Below are 16,085 nucleotides of genomic sequence, written 5' to 3' on the forward strand. Positions count from 1 at the left end.
AGTTATAAATACCTTCTGTGCACTCTTCTTCCATCATACGTAAAAACGGTATCTTTCTCATTAACCACTGTCTCAATATGCACTGGACGTCCCCAAAGTTGATACAGGTAAGGAAGTACTTTTTCCAAATATTTCACATCAAGCTCTGTGTCTTCAAAGTGATGGGTGATAAATAACTCCCCAGCTTTGAGGTAATCTCCATCAGTTACTGTCAGATAAGGGAAGCCGCCGTTTACTCTAGATGAGATGAGCTGGTCACGCACTTCCTTCCATTCTTTATCGATGATCTTATACTCTTTTCCTTTTTTCTGGAACAAGTACATATCCTCTCTCGTTACCAGCTCTTTTGTTAAGTAGTTGCGGATAAAGGAAATATCAGACTCTACTTCCCTCACTTCAAACATTTTTTCTCGCCCACTTCCCTTTTCCACACCTCGCTGCATCATTTCTTCGGTTGGGTTATTATAACGCTCCTCGATGTCTTCAAAAATCTTTAACCCCAAGTAATATGGATTGATTGAGGTCTTAGACGGCTGAACCACTCCAGCATTAAGCTTTGCAAATTCCACACTTTCATCGGATGTTAAGTCCATCTCTCTGAGTATCCTGGCATGCCAGTACGAAGCCCAGCCTTCGTTCACATAGGATGTTCAAACTATCCTTTATATTAATAAGTCTTTCTCAATCCATAACAATAGCTTATGGGTAAATCGATAACAAAACGGTGAAAGCAAAGGGAGTTGATGAAACTTTAAACTCACGAATGGCTAGAGAAAAACTAAAAACCCAAACCACTGTAATTATGGTTCGGGTTTCTTTGAATAAGGTTCTTTGTCCCAACCTCCTTATCAATTCGTTTAATAAAGGTTGAGTAGGAAAACATCTCATCTTATTCAAAGTGTAGAATGATAATGTTGGGAAAACATTTTTTAGTTTTATCCTGTAAAGATGTCCCCCTTTGGATAACGCACATTACTTTTAAAATCTTTGGCTAAGGCAAAAGCTAAAGTAACAGGACCAATTCTTCCAACAAACATCAACACCATAATGACCTGTTTACCCACAGCTGAAAGCTCATCGGTGAGTCCCATCGATAAGCCAACCGTTCCAAAGGCAGAAAAGGCTTCAAATACAATCATCATAAAGGGAGATTGTTCCGTAATCGATAAAAGGAAGATCCCTCCAAATACTGCCATTAAGCTGATTACCACAATCGCAAGTGACCGTGTCACAATATGGGGAGGAATCGTCCGAGAAAAGACGACAGACTCGTTTTTCCCTCTTAAATATGTGACTACTGCCAGCACAATAACAAGGAAGGTGGTAAGCTTTATTCCGCTGCCTGTAGAGGCACTCCCTGCCCCAATAAACATCAATAGTAAAAGAAAGACAATGGTGCTTGGCTCTAAGCTGCCAATATCCAAAGAGTTAAATCCAGCGGTTCTTGGAGTGACTGCTTGAAAATACGCGGCCCACAGCTTCTCACCCATTGTTAACATTCCAAGCGTTTCAGGATTCATGTATTCCAGCACAAAAATAAGGATCATAGCAAAAATGTTGACGACGAGCGTTCCCACCAACATTATTTTAGAGTGCAGGGATAAGTGACGAAAGTTCCTTGTGTAAAATAAGTCGTATAATACAGTAAATCCTATGCCTCCCGTAATAAATAGAAATGTGATCACGAGGTTAACCGTGGGATCTCCTACATAGGAGGATAAACTGTCTGACCATAGAGAAAACCCTGCATTATTAAACGCGGAAACCGCATGGAAGAGACTTGTAAATAATCCAAAGCCCCAGCCGTATTCAGGAACCCAGCGTATGGATAGTATAAGCGTGGCAATAAGTTCCATGGCTAAGGCAAAAAGAAATAATACTTTGACCAAACGAACCATGCCGCCAACAGAGGTTTGGTTAAATGACTGCTGAATGAGAATCCTTTCCTTCAACCCAATTTTCTTCCCTAACACAAGAATGATCATGATCGTGAAAGTCATTAACCCTAATCCTCCAATTTTGATGAGGATCATAATCACGATTTGCCCAAACACCGTGAAATCGGTACCTGTGTCAAGAACCACCAGTCCTGTTACCGTCGTAGCTGAGGTGGCTGTGAACATGGCGTCAAGCGGGCTAATAGGTTGTGTGGTGGCAATCGGAAGAAGCAGGAGTAGGGTACCCACAAAAATTGCAGCCAGAAATGAAACGGCCAATGTCTGAGGAGGGGACATATTGATGACTTTGAACCGAAGACTGTTCATTATTATAGTCCCTCATTCTCAAACCGTCTAACATCGTTTTTGTGGCCGATAACGACAATCATATCCTCTTTTTTTATAAGGTCATCAGGCATAGGTGAGACATTGACATCCTCCCCTCGCTTGATTGCAAGAATCGTTACCCCGTATTTAGCTCGAACATCTAGATCTATTAAGCTTTTATTATGAACCTTTGACGTGGCCAGCAATTCCACAATACTGTATTCATCAGAAAGATCAATATGATCAATGACTTTTTCCGAAGCCATGTTTTGCGCAATCCGAATGCCCATGTCATATTCAGGATGAACAATTTGATCTGCTCCGATTTTTTCCAACACTTTTTGATGGTAATGGTTTTGAGCCTTCACCCAAACTTTCGGAATATCCATATCTTTTAAAACCAGTGTAGTTAGAATACTGGATTGTATGTTGTCACCAATGGCCACAACAACATGTTCAAAGTTTCCAATCCCTAAGGACTTTAACGCTTTTTCATCTGTTCCATCCGCCTGAACTGCATGAGTAGCAAGAGTAACATACTCGTTAACCTTCTCCTCATCAGTATCGACAGCCAACACATCATGCCCCATGCTGTATAGTTCTCTGCAGATGCTTCCACCAAAGCGACCTAACCCAATGACTGCGAATTGTTTTTTCATTCTTTTCAACTTTTTCCACTCCTTTGCATAAAAAAAAAACCATTACAAAGAAATGGTCTCTAGAAGACCCTTTCTCTCTTCACATGACGCTTACGAGGTTAGCTGTCGGATTAGGGATCGAGAGTATCCCCTCTTACATAAGTAAGATTCACCCCAAGATGAATTTACATTCATCAAAAAAATGGTTCCCCCGCACTGTTTGGCCAAACAGTCTCAGCGATCTAAAAGGCGTCGTATGAAGTTGTTACAGCATAAAATTTACTCCTGTTTGTATCCGTTGTCAATAAGATTTTTCAAAGGTTTTAAGATTAAAAGTGAAAGCAAAAAATCTTCATTATACTGACTAATGATAGAGATATTGTACGCCTATCTAAGCACCTATCGGCATAGAAAATAGTACACAAAGTCTCGTAAGTTTACCCAATATGTTGATAAACCAACAACAAAGAGGTAACCAATTAAATCGTTTTGGTTACCTCTTTTTCATGTTTTTGCTGTTTTCTCCCTCTCAACCCAAAAGTGTTAATCTCCCTGGGCTTTCTGTTTATAAATACCTTCTATGAACCCTCCTCCCATCATAAGTGAAGACGGTATCTTTCTCATTAACCACTGTTTCAATGTGCACTGGCCGTCCCCAAAGTTGGTATAGGTAAGGAAGTACTTTTTCTAAATACTTTACATCAAGCTCTGTGTCTTCATAGTGATGGGTGATAAATAACTCTCCAGCTTTAAGGTAATCTCCGTCAGTTACTGTCAGGTACGGGAAACCGCCATTTACTCTAGATGAGATGAGCTGGTCACGCACTTCCTTCCATTCTTTATCAATGATCTTATATTCTTTTCCTTTTTTCTGGAACAAATACATATCTTCACGCAGAACCAAATCTCTTGTTAGGTAATTTCTGATAAACGAGATATCAGACTCGACCTCTCTCACTTCAAAAATCTTTTCAATCCCACTACCTTTTTTCACACCTCGCTGTACCATCTCTTCGGTAGGGTTATTGTAACGTTCTTCGATGTCTTCAAATATTTTTAGCCCTAGATAATAAGGGTTTATTGAGGTTTTGGAAGGTTGTACAACCCCTGCGTTTAGTTTTGCAAACTCTATACTTTCATCAGACGTTAAATCCATTTCCCTTAGAATTCTGGCATGCCAAAGAGAGGCCCACCCCTCATTCATAATCTTGGTTTCAAGCTGAGGCCAAAAATAAAGCATTTCTTCCCGCATCATCGTAAGAATATCCCGCTGCCATGGTTCTAGCTCTCGGCTGTATTCTTCAATAAAAAGAAGAATATCCTTTTCTGGCTGTGGAGGGAAAGCTTTTTTACGCTTGCGTTTCGGTTCTTCTGTCTTTTTCACATCCATTTTCCATAAATCATCGTATGGAGTATTTCTTTCCTTCGGCTCATCTTCATCTATCTCATAAACATCTTCCATCGACCAGGACAGCTTTGATCGAACCAAGCTTGGGTCAATATGCTCTTGGATCGCCAAGACTGCATCCAAGAATGTTTCAACTTCTTCCTTTCCATGAATCATTTCATAGTTAGATATTCGTTCTGCAGTGGCACTCATGCTTTCCACCATGTCACGGCGGGTGTTTGCAAATCTGGCATTATTTTTAAAGAAATCACAATGGGCAAGCACGTGAGCGACAATCAGCTTGTTTTGGATCAGGCTGTTGCTTCCAAGCAAGAAAGCGTAGCAGGGATTTGAATTTATGACTAACTCATAAATCTTGCTTAATCCCAAATCGTACTGAAGCTTCATTTTATGAAACTGCTTCCCAAAGCTCCAGTGGTTGTACCTCGTCGGCATACCGTATGCTCCAAATGTATAAATGATATCCGCTGGACAAATTTCGTATCTCATTGGGTAGAAATCAAGCCCGAATCCTTCTGCGATCTCCGTAATTTCCTCAATCGCCCGATTTAAATCTTTAAATTCATCGGTCATTTCTTAGGCGCCCCCTTATCATGCGTCTTCTTATTATCTTTATGACTTGTCAAAGACAGGCATGACAAAAAACCTTCTAGACTGTCCTGTCTAGAAGGGCAAAAAACCATTTATTTTAGAGAGTATGATTTTATTTTTCCATTAAATCGAACAAAGAATCGATCTTTGTTATGGACAAAAGGAACAGCGGAAATAATCTCTTCAAACTCTTCGCTGTATTTTATTTCTCCTGTTTCCATAATTTTAGCAATTACTAATTTGCTGCTGTTTCCAACGCCCCACAAATAACTTTTATCCCCTTCAAGCCATTTCACTTCATTGATATATGCTTTTGGAGAGGGACTAAATCGGTATTTTAAATTGAACTCATAGCTGTATCCTATAAACTCATTCTTAGTGTTAATAATGAACGTATCATCACCTAACACAATGTTTACAATGTTAGTCTCTGTCTTTAGTTCATTTACTTTATTTAGGCTCCCGTCAAAAAACATAACTGACTTATTTCCTGTTCTCACCATTAAAAGGTTTGACGGAGTTTCACCATATTCATAAATAGCTCCATTAACTTTTATTTCAGATTCATTTTCTTCACTTTTAACATGATACTTTTTCTTTTCACTTCTTTTAAAAGAAAAGTTTTTGGTTTCTCCATTATACATTCCAGCTCCATACTCACCCTTTTTGTCTTCTAAAAGTTCAACTTTTTTATCCAGTGTCCATTTACCTGCTTGATTTTTGGTGATCTTTTGTTTAATTGGTGTTTCACCTTTATCGGTTGCAAATGTCACCACACCTTCATTTTCTGAAGAAAAATCTATGTGAAAACCTTGGGCTGGTATTTTAAATTTACCAACTAATTTTCCTTCATCAGAATATGCTAAAAGGTTTCCAGGCAAATATGAAATAGCCTCTTTAATCGGCTCACTAATAAAGAAGGTCTTACCATCTGGAGCTAAAACAAGTTCCCAGATATGAGGAATATAAACCCTCGTCTCCCATATCTCATTTAAATGAAAGTCTAAGCACTTGATAAGGTGTTCGTGCTTTTCCCGTTCTCTATCCTTTTCGTTATCTGGATAGCGATTAAGAAGGTCATAAAAGTCCTTTTCTACTTTCTCCACAATATAAATTCTTTCCCTTTCAAAATCATAAGCCACTTCTACCAGGTGCCTTCCTTCTCTGTCACCGTATGTCCAAATCTGTGGGAATTTTGTTGTTTCACTCATTTCTGGAGCAACTTCACTGCTCAAAGTATCCGTTCCCTCAGAGCTAGCGACCTTAGAAGGAATATACAATTCCCAGCTGTGCCCCAAAGGAGCCAGCCACAAGTAACCTTGCTTACCCTTATGACCATCGAAAAAAGTGTTGTGAGATAGGAACTTAAACAACTCCATTCCTGGGTAGCCTTCGGATCCTGTTACCAGTTTATTTTCCTCTGGATTAAATTCGTACAGCCTATTATCCATCGCTACAATTAAGTATTTATTTTGTTCCTCAATTAGGCTAACAGTTTCAGCTTGTTTAGGAAGCCCTATTCCATTAGTAATCCTACCTGTCTTATCGAGCCAAAAAGTTTCCCCTGTTTCCAATGATACAACCAAACGGTTATTGATCCACTTAATAAACCGTCCACTTTTATTAAATGCTTTTAGCCACTGGAGTCTCCCGTCTTTATCCCAAGCTGAAACCCTTCCTTGCTCTTCTAAAATAAACATCATTTCAGTTGTAGGCTCGTGTGTAAAACCTGATAAGGGAGAATTCAAAGTCATTCTCTCAAAATTAGCTGTAAGTTGTTGGACTAATTGCTGAACGTAGATCTCTTTAAACTCCTCTTCCGTTCTAGCTGAATTAATATCACGTATGGCTTCCTCATGTTTTTCCTTTAATTCAGCTTCCTTCACTTCTGAAATTGCGATTCGACTTATAAGTCGACCTTCTTTATCAATTTTATAGAGTTTATCCATACTTGAGACAAGAATGTAATCTCCAAGTGTGGAAAATTCTATATGGTATGGAGTAAACTTTATTTCTCCAAAAAGACTTTGCATCTTTTCTACAAAAGTGAGTCCCCATGTTTCGTTTCCATTAAAATCAAAACAATACAACTCCCCTGGCCCCTCATATGTTTCTCTTGTACCTACCAACCAGTGGGAGTCACTTAGCTCAAAAGTAAATGGCTGCCACTTGAACTCATAAATGTACGCTTTGGCTTTGGCAAAAGAAACAAAAGCTACATTTTCCTTTTGAACTAAAATAGCACCATTTTTGTTAGCTTTGAATATTGTCATTTTTTCTAGCGGGGAATCTTTTAGATCAATATTGTAGGTGCCTTTTTCTTGAATCAAGGTTATTTCTTTTGCAGCTGATACTACAATGCAATCCTTTCCCTTATGTAATAAATTAAACTTTCTTCTCGATCGATTTTCAAATCCTGGTAACAGTGGGTTGTTTTTGGTGATTGAAAAGAAATTTTTCCACTCTACAGTTTCACTAAGAGTCACACTAATTGGTTGTTTAATTTTATAGTTGGGTTTGTAAACCCTTCTAAGCAAACCATTATTACGGCCTTTAGGTTTGACACTTGATTTTTTTCTGTTTTCTCCCTCTTTAGCGGCGTTCCCCAATATCCTTTTAACTGTGTTAAATAACCCCATTAGTCTCCTCCTTTATCTTTCCACCTTATGATTGTTTTCGACATTTGGAAGGATATTCCTTCTAACATCTATAAGAACCTTATCTTATAAAGAGGATAGGAACAGTACTTTAGAAGCCATTAAGTTACTTTAGTAACTTAAAACAGATAATATTAAAATTAGAGGAAAAAGAAAATTTGTGTCGAATAGGGGTTATAAGACACTCGTCAACCGCTGACTTCTAATCTCGTGGGAGATTGGAGGTGATATCCATGGCTAAATGTACATGTTCTCCTCGTCGTAAAGGGCCACGTACTGTGAGTGTTCGTAGACATACGAGATCAAATGGTACACCCGTTAGATCACATCGACGCCATAAACCAAAGAAATAATATTGGGAGAGGATTTAGTTATGTAGAAGCGAATGTTGGCGCTGTGTCTTTCATTTTACTTGCCTTCAAACATTTTTGATCTATAAAACCCAATTAAACCTATAGCATTACTTGATCGGACAAGCATTTATATAAAGTAAAATAGTAAAGATACAAGGGTAATATTACTGTAGTTACCGACCTACCGTATCTATGTAACTTTACTTTTGTATTGTTACTTTAGTAAATTGATTTTGTATACCCTATAGCCGAAGGATTCTTACACCATCTGTACCTTCTAACCAAAAAAAATGAAATTGTAAAAAGACAAGCAAAAAAATTAGAGACTCAAAGCCAGGCCAGTCCTTACATCAACGTATTTTTTCGGGTCACTGGGTACAATAGGGACCCTTTCTATACCCAGTAGCCCGAAAGGAGGGCTGTCCCTGTATCCCTTAGCCGAACAATAGGAGCCTGTCCAAATAAATGCTTGTCTATTTTTTGACGAAAAAAAAAGAAATAGATATTAATTTAAATGGGTACCATGTAAACACGTTTATTTTTAAGTGAACAATTTTTCAGATTGTCCGTAAGAACACTTTCAAAAAAGGGCTCCTAAAATAATTTTACCGCTCTTAAACAGAGAGGTGGAAAAAAAAACAACAAAAAAAAGAGCTCTTCTAGAGCTCCATTTCTTTGGGTAGATAATTAAACTTGAAGGTCATTTCACCAGCATCTTTAAAGGTAATCCAGCATTCTTGAATGATTGTTAGAGCAAAGGTCCTTTTGTCTATGTGATGTAACTCGTTGAAGCTTTTTCCAAAGTGTTGAAGATACTCCTTTACTTTTGGCTCTGGCTGTTGAGCATTTAATCTTTTCAGATTTTCTTCTTTCTTTTTAATCGATTGCTCTAATGCGTTTCGTTCATTTTGCAATCCCTCACATAGTAAATCCAATGCTGAAAGCAATGCCTTCTCCTGACTCTCCAATTTATTGCCAACATCATTTTCCTCATATCTATTTCTGATTTCTTCTCTTACGCTTTGAATTTTCTTTGTTAAATCCTCTAATTTCCCTTCCTCAATCTTAATGGCTTCTTCCGTTTTCTTTATTTGTTCTTTGATGTTTCTTTTTATGGCATTTTCTAGCTTGCTGCGGAGATCCTCGCTTGTCATGAATCGCTCCCAAAGATTTTCCAACCGCTTATGAACATGATCTGCAATCACCTTTTGCCCGCAGCCCTGGCAAACGTAATACCGATAAATGTAGGTTTTGTCCTTTGTTCTTTTACTTGAATCTTTGTTCCTCAAGATATAATGAGAAGAATCTTTTTTTGAGCAAGTTGTACATTTAAGTAGTCCACTAAAGTAAAACGAAGTAGAGTAATGTTTTGGAGAGGGGATGGAATCAAGATCACCAAGTGCCGAGGACTTTTGAGTATACTTTGCCCAACATTTATTCCAAAGCTCTTCAGAGATCACAGGCTCTATTTTCAGATCATTGTCTACTAGCAACCAATGTTCTTTAGATAAAAAAGTATGTCCTTTCCCGCTTTTTCTTCGATAAAACCCCAGCTTCCCCGTATATACTGGGTTAGCTATTATGGATTTTACTTTATAACATTTTTCCATATCCCCAAACTTCATTTGAGCAATTGCTTTAAAGCCATAATTCGCATTGTATAACTCAAAAATCTCTTTTACTACCTCACACTCATCGGCATTCTTCTTAAAATAAGCATTTACATAGTCTCCTGTTTTTACATGGACGTACCTGAAACCATAGGGGGCGGTTCCACCTACCCACTTTCCTTTCTTTAATAAAGAAGCTATCGTATCTTTTGTTCTTTGAGCGATTTGGTCTGCTTCAAATTTCGAAACACCATCAGAGACCAGCTGTGCCATAAAATCTGGTCCATCATAAAAAGTTTCTGTAGATGCAATGACAACGGGGATTCCTAATTTGCCAAGCTCCTCTCGTAGCTTAAGATGATCTATAGGATCTCTGGCAATGCGATCGTAACTTGAAATAACCGCAAAATCGAACTCTTTTTTCTTTGCATCTTTTAATAAATTCGTTAATTCCGCGCGTTTTTCGATAGACTTTTTCGTTGCAGATGTACCCTCATCAATGTAATCCCGAATCTTCTCATACCCATAATCGTCAAAGAATTGATTCACTTGCTCTAGCTGAGTCTCAATATTTTGCTTATCGGTTGAAAAACGACCATAAAACACACCCTTACTATGGTTCCCTAGCTTTCTTATAATCTCATTCATAGATCGATGACCTTTTGTTTAGTTGATTTAATAGGGTGTTTTAGTTTTACAGTTGCTTGGTTCTTATTAATCTCTACATATACAACCCAATCGGAAAAATGCTCTTTTAAATACTGCATTGTTACTTTACTTTCATAGTACTCAATAAATGAAGGGTTTCTCATTATATCAAGGTATTTATCCCTTTCACTCTCCAACTCGTGAATTTTCCCTCTGTGTTTGTTGATCATTTCATAAACTTGTTCAATTTCTTTATATTTCGACTCTCCCTTTGATATCAACCATTCATTCGTTACTTCTTCAAGTCTTCTCTTCTGCGTATCCATTTTATGAATCTCTTTTTTAATTTCCTTACTTAATATTGTTTTGTCGATCCATTTGGCTTTATTTCCAATTTTGGAAACTTCATTTATAATGCATTCTTTAAGATAAGATTTAAATGCTTGGAATACCGCGTTTTCCAATTGTTCACAGTTTTTATTGTGTCCCAGCTTTTCTTGTTTACATTTATAAATGTCTGCCTTTGCCTCCATAAAACGATTACATACGGAACAAAACACTTTCCCTGTTAGATAACGAGGCACGTTTTCCTTTCTGCTCTTCCTATTTTTCTCCTCTACATGACTTAAACATTTATTGGCTTCTTCCCATAGGCTATCCTCTACAAAAAAAAGCTTTTCTTTTGTATCCTCTCCGAGGTCACGATATTTCTCATCCTGTAAAGTTTGAACTAATTCTCCTTTGTAAATTTCATTTCTGATCATGTTTTTAAGCCTGCCTGCATCAAAGTTATTAAAAGTGGTTCTTTCTTTTATTATCGCTGCCAATCCAGTCATAGTAGGGCTTTCATTTTCACATACAATGTTAAATACTGTCTCAATATCTTTTTTATATTCATCTTTCCTTTGAATTTCTTTTGTTTTTTCCGCTAACTTGTACCCAAACGGTATAGATCCCGACACCCACCTTCGATTTCCGCTCCTTAGAAGAGCAACCTTTGAATCAATTAATTTTTGATTAATGTTTCGGCCTTCAGCTTCGGTCATGCCACCAAGAATTAATTCAACAAACTCTCCAACTGCCCCCTCTAATAGTTGAGGCTCATTTTCTGCGGCAAAAAACACCCCTACGTTACTTTTCTTGAACTCCCGTAAAATCTCCATGTATTGTTTAACATTTCTAGATAAGCGATCCCGTTTGTAAACAATGACTTTTCCAATTAGTCCATGCTTCGCCTCATTTAGAACCAAAGAAAGTTTTTTTCGTTCATTAATTTCAGTTTTCAATCCTGAAATCTTATGATCACTGTAATACTCATGAATGACCCATCCTTTTTTCTTAGCAAAGTCTCTGCATACATACTCTTGCATTTCTATGGAGTGCTTTTGTTTGTCTCTACCAAGGGATGACCTCGAATAACATACAGTCTTTTTCATTGATACCTCCTTCCTTTGCATTAACATATGGTCCCTTTGTCCTCATTAGAATTGTCCCGATCAAGCATTCTGGACTTAGCTAAATAAATACAGAAGTCGGTTAACTCTTTGTATGCTTTTTCATCATATGTACACTCGATCTTCACCACTTTTATTTCATCACGCTTGTCTTTCATTTTGTTCATTCCCTTCAGAGGATTTTAGGTTCTACATGGAGAAATTTTATTTATCATCCTGTTTTGGAGGCTACCTATGAGCGATTTTGGACCAACCATTAGACATTTACGTACAAAAAAAGGATATCAATTATCAAAGTTGGCGAAAGAAATTGGGGTTTCTACTGGGTATCTAAGTAATTTGGAAACAGGGAAAACCACGACCATTACCTTAGAGACGATGGAGAAACTAAATGAGAAGCTGGACTTGTTCCCTTCAAACCCACCTGTGGTATCAAGAAATTCTCTATTTACCCATCGGACTGAAAGTGCGTTATCTAAACTCACCACTCTAGAAGAAACAGATAAAGCAGCTGCAAATTACCTTTTAAGGTGCCTGGAAGAAGGAATAGACATTTTTGAGGATAAACAATCTTAAGTAACTGTTATTATCTCATCACAAATCCAAATTATTCATTAAAATGAAATGAGTTCATATATGTGAATAAATTAGATAAAAGAGAAGAACCTAACAACTACAGTTAGGTTCTTTTCTTATGCCTTCTTTCTTACTTTAATGTTATATCGGTCAACAGGAAGGTTTGTTCTTTTCATTAGATAATATTTAGCAGCTGTTACCTTTAACTGGCTTTCAAGAATTGAATACTTTTTGCTTACGTTAGAGAAGTATTCTGTCCCTTCCAATTCTTTTAGAGTGTTAAACGTGATCATTTCCTTATCACTGTGAAAAGAAAAACGTATGTTAAGATCCCCCATTTGTCCCCCTCCTTACAACAACCTATGTTCTGCACGTTGTGGGACAACCCTGGTTATTTACATTTCATCAAGTGGACCAGCATATAAATGACATCAAGAAAGGGGGAATATCTTTGAACGTACACACATCAAGTGCTTCAAGTGAATACAGATTTATTGCGATTTATTGCCGCGTGTCCACTGACGATCAAGTAAAAGAAGGGACATCTTTAGAAGACCAGGAATCAAGATTACTTTCGTATTGTACAGCAATGGGTTGGAAAGACACTCCCGTATTATTCATCGACGATGGATATTCAGCTAAAGACACAGACAGACCACAACTCAAGAAGTTAGTTGAAGCAGTTAAAAATGGAGAAGTTTCTAAAGTTCTTGTTACCAAACTCGATCGCATCAGCCGTAAATTATTAGACCTTTTAAATCTTATTGACTTGTTCAGTGAATACGACGTTTCATTTATTTCAATCAATGAATCATTTGATACCAACACACCTCCTGGTAGACTAACGCTATCTGTACTTGGGGCGGTAGCTGAATTTGAACGAACAAGAATCCGAGACCGAGCTTATGAAAACATGCTTCATTCCGCAAAGAAAGGGAAGTGGCTGACACAAAGCCCGTATGGATACCGTTTAGAAGAGAAGACACTGGTTATTCATGAAAATGAGGCAAACATTGTTCGTGACATTTACAATATGTATTTACATAAAGGTTTGGGATTTTATGCTATTGCCAGGCAACTAAATGAAAAAGGCATTCCATCTCGCTATAATAAAGAATGGTCACTACGTGCAGTGAAATTATTATTAACCAATCCTATTTACAAAGGAACACTTGCTTGGAACCGTGTAACAGTAGATGAAAAACACGGCAAAAGAGTTGAAAGGGACAAAGAGGATTGGGTTATCGTTGACGATGCATTTCCATCTATCATTAATAAGGAGACATGGGAAGACGTACAAAAGAAAATGAAACAGGTAAAAATTGCGCCAAGGGCCCAAACCAGCCCTCATTTACTTGGTGGGATCTTGAAGTGTGGCAGGTGCGGTTCGGGTATGAGTATTAGTTGGTCAGGTTCCAAGACAAAAAGATACCGTCTCTACCGCTGTTCCGCTTACAAAAACAAAGGCACCTGTACAAGCAAACCTTATCGGGCCAATAAAGTAGAAGAGTGGTTTAAGGAAGGATTTAAGCAATTGAGTACTTCCATTGATACAGAGATGATTCCGCAATTAATTGAAACTCAGCAAAACGAAACAATAAACAATAGGGAAAAGAAACTTAAGAATGCAGAGGAAAGGTATAAACGTAAAGTAGAAGCATATACTTCAGGCTTGATTGAACTCTCAGACCTTGAGAAGGAAAAGAAGCAGCTGGACAAAGTAAAAGAAGAAGCTTCCGTAAAACCAGATAAAATAGAGCAGGAAAACCTAGAAAAGCTCCAAAGAGAACTTGAGAGCAAAATAAAAAGCATCATAGATGCCATAGAAATACTTCCAGTCGAAGAAACTAAGCCCTTATTACACACCTTTGTAAAAAAGGTTATTGTTTATAATGAGGAGGAGATTGAAATCGTGTTACATTATTAATTTGTGATCTGTTTCTACTTCTTGCGTCTTATTCCTTTTCTTTGAAACTTTCCTCTTCCCAAATAACCTTATCTTCATCTTTTGGAGATTTTCCTTGTAATAGTGACGGAGAATAGTGTCCACTAACGATTTCTTTTATAGCCCTTACTAAGGCTGGCTTTAATGATTTACGTGGGCCATCCTTAGGCACTATTGGACAAGTAAAGTATTTCTTCTTAATGTCTGCTAGGAGCTTTTCAGTACAATAAACTTTTACCATCACTGTATAAAGGTCATTCCCTTCTTTGTCTCGAGGATTAGATTTACTATCTTTAATAACTTCCTCTATAAGCTTTTTTATGTCATCTACTGTATAATCTTCCTGTTTTTTTCTGGGTAGTCCCTCTTCTTTGCTATTCTGTTCTCTACTTGTCAGCTGATTGTGCTTCTCCAATGTTTCAATTCTACGTTTTAGTGAATTCATTTCTTTCTTTAATTGATCCAAATCTGCAAGCATCTCCCTTAATCCAGGCCTCCTTTCATCAATAAATTCATTCACAGATTCAAGAGGTACTCGCCAGCCATCCTGCCTTTTATCCTTTTCCGCCCCTTTAAACTTCCCCTCTCTAATCCAACGTACTAAGACTTGTCTGGAGTCGGAAATGTAGTATTTTCTTAATAATTTTAGAAGTTCATTAACTTTTATTTCTTCTTTGTTTATAAAAAGCCCTCCTATCAAGTATATCTATATAAATAGATATTTTAGCTTTTTGTTATACATAGAGGGTTTTTCATAAATTATGACATCCTTGTAGGAAAATTGATTACTTTTTGTTTAAAACTGTTTTATCATTATTGCTTTAAGGGAGAATCAAATAAAAGTTGGATACTGCTATTTTAATTAGTTTATTAAGTTTATTCATTTCAATTGTTGCCGTTTCTTTGTCTTTTTGGAGGGCTCTGTTAAAGGTTGTTGTTGATAATTTGATTTAAACATTATTTCTTATTCAACTAACGGGGAGTCCCACTTAATAAGGACATACCATTTATTATTGAACTAACAAAACAGTTATGCTCAACAAAAAAGTCTTGACTAAGGACTAATAGAGTAAAATCCACTAATAACCTCCTGCAATTGCTGATACCTCTAAATATTAAACCAATAGACTATATCGAGTAGATTAAAGGAGGTGTTCTTTAGATGGGCGTTAGACCAATTCATTGTCCACGCTGTAAGTCAAAACGGTGTAGTTGTAACAATACCATTAGGTTTAATCCAACCATTGAAGTCAATCCAGTCATTAACATTTCACCAGCACCAGTGAACGGAAATGGAGGACAAGGATTATTAACAGAATTTCAAGTGGATCAGCCACTTACTACTACGGTTCACCCAGGTATTCAAATTCCTGGTGTTTCCACACCGAGCGATTTACCTACTGATGGTCTTGAAATTGCAACCATCAGTGTGAATGTTGACAATATTTCCAGCAGAGTATGGATGACTGGCACAGTTGGATGGAGTGCAAGTTCGGGTGTACCTGATGTAGTATTCGCTATTACTCGTACACGACCAGCGGGAACGGAAGAGTTAATTTTCACCACCGAACAAGAGGGTGAATCGCCGAATCCAGATACCTTCACCAGTAGCTTCACTTTTGTAGATGAAACTCCCATTCTTACACAAGGTCCACAACTTGTTCAGTACAGACTAAGGGTAGGTACTTTAGATGATAATGCATATATCAGAGGTCCCATTATTTTAACTGGTGCAGAAATTAGAGCCAATACTCCTTAAAATATTGGATAAATATTATTGGTATGTTTTCACGACAACAGGGGGAACATCACACTTGAAATAGGGTCGGTATAATGGTGGGGTTATTGTGCTAACGGCGAGCGTTAGGTAAATAAAACAATAAACCCGAACAGAACTTCCAGTTTTATGGGAGTTCTGTTTTTCTATAAATACCAACATTA

General features: G+C 37.4%; 12 protein-coding genes, 1 pseudogene and 1 riboswitch. Of the genes and pseudogenes, 3 read left to right on the forward strand and 10 right to left on the reverse strand.

What is annotated here, in order from left to right; genetic code table 11:
- Nucleotides 1-2 precede the first annotated feature (2 nt).
- The 8 genes and pseudogenes from ACFPU1_RS12645 to ACFPU1_RS12680 form a co-directional block, all read right to left on the reverse strand.
- Nucleotides 3-650 (reverse strand): annotated as a pseudogene (locus ACFPU1_RS12645) (SpoVR family protein); the annotation flags it as partial.
- 285 nt (nt 651-935) lie between these two features.
- Nucleotides 936-2,264 carry a TrkH family potassium uptake protein gene (locus tag ACFPU1_RS12650; protein WP_385941714.1) on the reverse strand — a complete coding sequence of 443 codons (1,329 nt, stop codon included), beginning with the start codon at nt 2,262-2,264 and terminating at the stop codon, nt 936-938.
- Nucleotides 2,265-2,266: 2 nt separating this feature from the next.
- On the reverse strand, nt 2,267-2,932 hold the full coding sequence (locus tag ACFPU1_RS12655) for a potassium channel family protein (RefSeq protein WP_385941716.1): 666 nt from the start codon (nt 2,930-2,932) through the stop codon (nt 2,267-2,269).
- Nucleotides 2,933-2,994: 62 nt separating this feature from the next.
- Nucleotides 2,995-3,152: riboswitch (cyclic di-AMP (ydaO/yuaA leader) on the reverse strand.
- Between the two features lie 315 nt (nt 3,153-3,467).
- The gene (locus tag ACFPU1_RS12660; RefSeq protein ID WP_385941719.1) at nt 3,468-4,883 is read right to left on the reverse strand and encodes a SpoVR family protein; all 1,416 of its coding nucleotides are present in this window, start codon (nt 4,881-4,883) and stop codon (nt 3,468-3,470) included.
- A 110-nt stretch (nt 4,884-4,993) separates the two neighbouring features.
- Nucleotides 4,994-7,540 (reverse strand): ornithine cyclodeaminase, encoded by a 2,547-nt coding sequence (locus tag ACFPU1_RS12665; RefSeq protein WP_385941722.1) that lies wholly within the window; start codon nt 7,538-7,540, stop codon nt 4,994-4,996.
- Between the two features lie 1,030 nt (nt 7,541-8,570).
- A complete protein-coding gene (locus ACFPU1_RS12670) occupies nt 8,571-10,169 on the reverse strand; it encodes a recombinase family protein (protein WP_385941725.1) in 1,599 nt (532 codons plus the stop codon).
- Nucleotides 10,166-11,605 (reverse strand): recombinase family protein, encoded by a 1,440-nt coding sequence (locus tag ACFPU1_RS12675; protein WP_385941728.1) that lies wholly within the window; start codon nt 11,603-11,605, stop codon nt 10,166-10,168. The genes ACFPU1_RS12670 and ACFPU1_RS12675 overlap by 4 nt, the downstream gene beginning before the upstream one ends.
- 20 nt (nt 11,606-11,625) lie before the next feature.
- The gene (locus tag ACFPU1_RS12680) at nt 11,626-11,781 is read right to left on the reverse strand and encodes a hypothetical protein (protein ID WP_385941731.1); all 156 of its coding nucleotides are present in this window, start codon (nt 11,779-11,781) and stop codon (nt 11,626-11,628) included.
- Between the two features lie 76 nt (nt 11,782-11,857).
- Here ACFPU1_RS12680 and ACFPU1_RS12685 point away from each other — a divergent pair, with 76 nt between their 5' ends.
- Nucleotides 11,858-12,199 (forward strand): helix-turn-helix domain-containing protein, encoded by a 342-nt coding sequence (locus ACFPU1_RS12685; RefSeq protein ID WP_385941733.1) that lies wholly within the window; start codon nt 11,858-11,860, stop codon nt 12,197-12,199.
- A gap of 116 nt (nt 12,200-12,315) precedes the next feature.
- Here ACFPU1_RS12685 and ACFPU1_RS12690 read toward each other — a convergent pair whose 3' ends face one another.
- The gene (locus ACFPU1_RS12690) at nt 12,316-12,537 is read right to left on the reverse strand and encodes a hypothetical protein (protein WP_385941735.1); all 222 of its coding nucleotides are present in this window, start codon (nt 12,535-12,537) and stop codon (nt 12,316-12,318) included.
- Nucleotides 12,538-12,650: 113 nt separating this feature from the next.
- Here ACFPU1_RS12690 and ACFPU1_RS12695 point away from each other — a divergent pair, with 113 nt between their 5' ends.
- The gene (locus ACFPU1_RS12695) at nt 12,651-14,126 is read left to right on the forward strand and encodes a recombinase family protein (RefSeq protein WP_385941738.1); all 1,476 of its coding nucleotides are present in this window, start codon (nt 12,651-12,653) and stop codon (nt 14,124-14,126) included.
- A gap of 28 nt (nt 14,127-14,154) precedes the next feature.
- On the opposite strand, the gene ACFPU1_RS12700 is transcribed toward ACFPU1_RS12695, so the two are convergent.
- Nucleotides 14,155-14,844 (reverse strand): helix-turn-helix domain-containing protein, encoded by a 690-nt coding sequence (locus ACFPU1_RS12700; RefSeq protein WP_385941740.1) that lies wholly within the window; start codon nt 14,842-14,844, stop codon nt 14,155-14,157.
- Between the two features lie 462 nt (nt 14,845-15,306).
- On the opposite strand from ACFPU1_RS12700, the gene ACFPU1_RS12705 reads away from it, so the two are divergent.
- A complete protein-coding gene (locus ACFPU1_RS12705) occupies nt 15,307-15,903 on the forward strand; it encodes a hypothetical protein (protein WP_385941743.1) in 597 nt (198 codons plus the stop codon).
- Nucleotides 15,904-16,085: the final 182 nt, after the last annotated feature.

Source organism: Thalassorhabdus alkalitolerans, assembly GCF_042656525.1.
In the GTDB taxonomy this organism is placed as follows: domain Bacteria; phylum Bacillota; class Bacilli; order Bacillales; family Marinococcaceae; genus Thalassorhabdus; species Thalassorhabdus alkalitolerans.